The organism is Salegentibacter agarivorans (assembly GCF_900113135.1).
GTDB lineage: Bacteria > Bacteroidota > Bacteroidia > Flavobacteriales > Flavobacteriaceae > Salegentibacter > Salegentibacter agarivorans.
Genome location: NZ_FOOH01000019.1, coordinates 71,678 through 77,677, shown reverse-complemented (window position 1 = coordinate 77,677; position 6,000 = coordinate 71,678). Strand labels below are relative to the sequence as shown.

4 protein-coding genes are annotated in these 6,000 nt (G+C 30.2%); all 4 read left to right on the top strand.

Going from position 1 to position 6,000, the window contains the following annotated elements; all coding sequences use genetic code 11:
* The first annotated feature begins 309 nt into the window (after nt 1-309).
* A complete protein-coding gene (locus tag BM084_RS13780) occupies nt 310-1,554 on the top strand; it encodes a site-specific integrase (RefSeq protein ID WP_093305527.1) in 1,245 nt (414 codons plus the stop codon).
* 867 nt (nt 1,555-2,421) lie between these two features.
* The gene (locus BM084_RS13775; RefSeq protein ID WP_093305524.1) at nt 2,422-4,008 is read left to right on the top strand and encodes a vitamin K epoxide reductase family protein; all 1,587 of its coding nucleotides are present in this window, start codon (nt 2,422-2,424) and stop codon (nt 4,006-4,008) included.
* 106 nt (nt 4,009-4,114) lie between these two features.
* Nucleotides 4,115-4,360, top strand: a complete 246-nt coding sequence (locus BM084_RS13770) for a hypothetical protein (protein ID WP_093305522.1) — start codon at nt 4,115-4,117, stop codon at nt 4,358-4,360.
* 56 nt (nt 4,361-4,416) lie between these two features.
* Nucleotides 4,417-5,964, top strand: coding sequence for a TlpA family protein disulfide reductase (locus tag BM084_RS13765; RefSeq protein WP_093305520.1), 1,548 nt, complete (start codon nt 4,417-4,419; stop codon nt 5,962-5,964).
* Nucleotides 5,965-6,000: the final 36 nt, after the last annotated feature.

Sequence of the window (6,000 nt, the reverse complement as noted above, 5' to 3'; positions counted from 1 at the left end):
AGTTACCTATTCGGTTACCGCAGGATAAGAAAATAAAGAATAGTACTGAATTTATTGATGTTACGGGAGCAGAAAATAAAGGCTGCCACCCCGACGAACCTTCTTTAAAAGGATATAAAAACACTGTTAATCTATTGATTTTCAGTGTTTTTTGTTTTTACGATATCATTTGATATGGTTTGATATCACCCTATCCAGTGAATGATTCGGTGAATACTTTCTTTCCAGCATTTCACTATCTTAGAATGATCATTTGATTGATTTGACTTTCGTCTTTAATACTTATTGTTTAACTTAAAGACATTCGAAATGCCTGATTTTACTACATTCTCCGTGCTTTTCTTTACAAGAAAACTTAATCGGAACAAAAAAGAATTATCTATTTACGCCCGTATTACGGTAAATGGAAAATGCGCTGAAATGAGCCTAAAGAGGAAAACTTCAGTGAATGAATGGGATAGTTCCAAAGGACGACTTAAAGGAACTTCCCCAAGGATTAAAATACTAAACAGTTATTTAGACCAGGTTTACTCCAAATTACTCGACACCCAAAAGAGAATTCTGGATAAGGATACCTTAATCACTGCCGATAAAGTCAAAGCTTCCTACCTGGGATTAGATGAAGAGCATAAAACCCTCAAGGACATTATTGATTATCATAATAAAACAATGAAAGGCGTCCTTAAATGGGGCACGCTAAAGAATTATAGTACCACTGCAAAATACCTGAATGAGTTTCTAAAAAAGAAGAAGAAAACCAATGATGTGTACCTGAAGCAGATCGATTACCAGTTCATTACCGAATTTGAAATGTTCCTCAGGAATTACCGGGCTAAAAAAGCAAGAAAAACCTGCGGAACGAATGGAACTATGAAACATCTGGAACGCTTTAAGAAAATGATCAACCTGGCCATTAAATTAGAATGGCTGGAAAAGAACCCTTTCCAGAATTATAAAATGAAGTTTGAAAAGAATGATCGTCAATTCTTATCCGAGCGTGAACTAAATATGGTCGAAGAAACCTATTTTAAAAGTGAATCCCTGGAACGGGTTAAGGATATGTTTCTATTTTCCTGTTATACCGGGCTTACTTATGGTGAGCTTAAAGAACTCACCAAAGATCATATTGTCAAAGGAATGGACGGTAAAAACTGGATATATACCAAACGTGAAAAAACTAATGAACCTGTAAAAGCTCCACTACTCTATAAAGCCGATATTATTTTGAAAAAATACCGGGAAAAACGGTTTGACCTTGTTAGTAAATATTTGTTTCCGGTAAGATCCAATCAAAAGATGAATGAATATGTAAAGAAAGTAATGAAAGCTTCAAAAGTGAGAAAACACATTACCTTTCATTCCGCGCGGCATACCTTTGCCACCACTGTTACCCTTTCTAATGGGGTGCCTCTCGAAACGGTTTCAAAACTTTTAGGGCATACAAAATTATCCACAACACAGATTTACGCAAGGGTGATGGAAAATAAATTAAGCTCTGACATGAGCAAATTAGACCAAGTAATAAGAGAAAAGAAAAAAATAAATGGGAATTAATTTGTAGGACCCTATAAATTTTGGTAATCGATTTTATGGTGAAATCCGACAATGTTGGTTTTCTTTACTAAAAAGTATTTAAGCTCATCCTAAGATATTTCTGTTGAATTCACTTAAGTGTAGTTCCATTAATCTGCAATATTTATATACCTAGAGATTTTGCTAGGAAGTGGATGGAAATTATTCATTAAGTTTTCCCTTTTTGTGAGAGTCAAATATTCATTATCTTAAAAATTTCGAATTCGGCTATTTGTTAAGGTTATTTTAAGATTTAATTTTCCGTATTGATTGTTACAGCCATGGTCGGCTCTTACGTTGATGCTTTAAATTTATATTTATGAGTATTGTAAGGTTTCTAAAATGACTCTCATATAATTTAATCATACCTTTTATCCCGAGGCAATTTCCCCCTTTGCCATATCACCACGGATCCTGTGCATCAGCTACCCTTCCGTTGTTTTACAGAAATGTTTCAGATGTTACAGCTGAAGTTGAATAGCAGATGATTTTTTTATTGAATTTAATAAAGGCCATTGCTAAATACCAGGTATATTCAATAGGAAGTTTGTAAATCTTGAGCTCAGTTGTCTATAAATGTTAAGCCAACTTGGTTTTAGGTGATTGTATATTTTAACATTACTGTGCCTATATGTATTGTATTTCTTCATAAAATGGTCATATGCTCCAGATGACCTTTCGTAGAAGGTGTTGAATGGCATTTCTTAAGATTAACATAAAATAGCTTTAAGTATTTTTAACAAAAATTAACATTTATTTAAGAATGTTGAATTCCATTTTTTCTAGTTTTAAAACGATTTAGTACCCTACACTATTTTCAACAATTCCAACTCTTAAAAAAACCAATTTATGGATAATAGTGTAAATGCTATAAAAAAAATTTTAGAACTCCTTAGAGTCAAAAATACAAAGAAATATATTGAGGATAGTGTTTTATCTCATCCAGATCACCCTAGTCTATTAGCAGTCTCTGATACTCTACTAAAGTTTAAGATAGAAAATTTAGCTATCAATATCAACGAAGAGAAGATTAATGATATCCCCCTTCCTTGTCTTGTACAAGTTAAAAAAGATGGAGCTTCGCTATTCTATGTTTTAAACAAGATTTCAAATAAGGGAGTTGAATATTTTGATGATAAAAACAAACTTACTAAAGTTGCTAAGGAAGAATTCTTTAAAATTTGGACGGGTATTTGTTTATTAGCGGAAGCTACAGAAGAATCTGGCGAAATCAATATAGAGCAGAAGTTGTTTTCGAAAAACTTATTATATGGTTTAAAAATAGGCATAGGATTATTACTTTTTACTTGGATTTTGGGAACTTTCTTTAATTCCGAATCTAAAAGTGATTTTATTCCAGCTATTTATATTGCTCTTTACACCATTTTGAAAATAACAGGTTTACTAGTTGGTGGTATGTTACTATGGTTTGATGTTGACCAATATAACCCAACCTTGCAAAATTTTTGTACTGGTAATAATAAAAAAATCAATTGTAATTCTGTTTTGAATTCTAAACATTCAAAATTATTTAAAGACACTCTAAGTTTAAGTGAACTGAGTTTCGCCTATTTTTTAGGTACTTTAAGTTTTTTAATCTTACAACAGTTTTCATCCAATACCTTATATATATTAGGTATTATTAGTTTTATAACCTTACCCGTGATTATTTATTCTTTATACTATCAAGCTTTCATAATTAAACAGTGGTGTAAATTTTGTGTTATTATTCAGGTAGTGTTGAGCTTTGAAATATTTGTTTCATTTTATGGAAATTTTTATAACTCAAACATTCAAATTAATACAATACCTCTTTTTTTGGCTTTACTGTTAGTGCCATTACTTGCATGGAAACTTATTAAGCCGTTGTTAGAAGCTGAAAAGGAAACTAATATCTATAAACAGAAGTTCAATAAAATAAAATATAATCCCGTAGTTTTAGAAAGCTTATTATTAAAATCAAGAAAAATAAGTAATTCTACTGAAGATTTGGGTATATCTATATTTAATTCTACTGCGAAATACAATATAATTAAAGTCTGTAATCCTTACTGTGGGCCTTGTGCGAATGCACACCCTATATTAGAAGAGTTGGTTAACACTGGTAAAATAAATTTACAAATACTATTTACAGCTGAATCTATCGATGATAGAAATGGTAAACCAGTTAGTCATTTCTTAGCTATTGATGACTTTTATAATAGAAAGAAAACTAAACAAGCACTTGATGACTGGTATTTAGCCGATCAAAAAAATTATGAGGTATTCGCACGTAAATATCCAATGAATGGGGAGTTAAAAAAACAAATAAGTAAGGTAGAAGCTATGCGAAAATGGTGTAAAGCAGAAAATATTACTCATACCCCCACTATTTTTATAAATGGATATGAATTGCCAAGAGAATATAGCATACAAGATTTAAAAGAAATATTATAAAAGCAACTACTTTGGCTTTTTATAATATTTCTTTTACGAAAGAAAGACCAAAACCCAGATGGTCTAAAATGTTCTGGGCTAATTAACAATTTTTAAAGTCTTTATTATGAAAAAATTAAGTTTACAGAAACTTAAACTTGGAGCGGATGATCTGCTTCAAAGAGAACAATTGAAATCTGTGTTTGGCGGCTATGGTGGGTATCAAGGCGGCTCTGGTGATGGTCTATGTTCTTGTAAGGCGGGTGGAAATATTACTTACGAAACATATGTCGGACAATGTGATTATTGTGAAACTGTGTGTCATTATAGTTCTCCATCAAGCACTAGTTGGATATGTTCAGGAGCATGGTAGTTTATTACAGGGAAAGACAAGTGTCTTTCCCTGTATTTAATTAATAATCAATAAGAATGAGAAATACAATATTTAATATCATAATAATAATTGTTTTTTTTAGCTGCAATCATCATAATAAATCCAATACAGACTATCAGAATAATAAAAGTGCTAATGGTAAAGATTTAGAAAAGGCTATGATTATTGGAAAAACGGATAATTTAAAAGCTTTTAAATATTTTAATATAATTAATAAATCGTCGTTATCACTTAAATTAAATAATTATTACGATGAGATAGAAATAATTGGAGACTCATTAACATTGAAGATTGATTCTATTACAGAACCACAATTAATTGATATGTTTTCTTTTACTGATAATATATTGTACTCCGCAAAGTTTATTCTAAAACCAGAAGATACAATCATATTTGAAATAAAAAATAAAAAATTACTAATTAAAGGGGATAAAGCAGATGAATACAATTTTTATTCAAATTTAAAGGACTCTACGCCAAATTATATGCTGAACTCTTATAAAGGTAATATTATAGAATATAAAACCAGGGTTGATTCTATATACAACAAAAAAGTAGATTTTTTCAACGGTTATATAGAGAAACATAATATTAAATCGCAGACATTTATAAATTTTATAGAGTCAGATTTGAAATATTGGCACTTATTTGAATTGATTAATCCTAGAACACAAAAAAAGCAAGACTCTATTTACTTGGTTGATCCAGATGGATTATCTCCAATTATTCAAGAAGAGTATGGTAGTAAAGAACAATTGTTTAATACCAAAAACTATTTAGGAGATATTACGATAGATGATTTTAAAGATGAGAACCATTTAAGTTTACTCTCTTTTAAATCTGTTTTACCCGCACTTATAAGAAATCACTTCGAAACTTCTGGTCATCCGAAATATTCTCAGCAGAAATTTTTAGCAGAAAAAGCAGTTATAGATAGTAATTTTGAGGGAAAAATCAAAGAATTCGCAATAGCTTCTCTTATAGCTATTTATCATGATAAGGGTTTTGCAAACACTAAACAAAGTTCCTTTTTTTTTAGAAATGAAATTAATAATTTTGTAAAAAAATACCCTTCTTCTAAATACACCAGAGATATAGTTGATTTAGCAGAAGATTTAGATTCTTTCGAATTAAAACTTTCAGAATCAGCATTAAACACAAAATTGCTCAGTAAATATGGAGACACTTTAACATTAGGTGAAATTTTCAGCCGGTCCAACAAAAGGATAAGAGTTCTTGATTTTTGGGCAAGTTGGTGTCCCCCTTGTATAAGTGAAATAAAAAAAGCTCAAAATTTTAAAGATAAGTTATCTATCGAAAATAATGTAGAATGGATTTATTTATCCATAGATAACGATAAAGACAAATGGTTAAAAAAATCAAAAGAACTTGGAAGTTATCTTAATGTACGTAATCAATACTTAGTTATTAATGGTAAAAATTCGCCTTTGGGAAAATCCTTAAAAGTTAATTGGATTCCGAGATATATAATATTTAATAAACAAAATCAGATTGTTTTGAATAATTCACCTCATCCTTCGGACAGCATAGTTTTTAAGAAGATAATTAATAATATTAAATAAAAACTTCCCATTTCACAAACAGCTGATACGAAGATT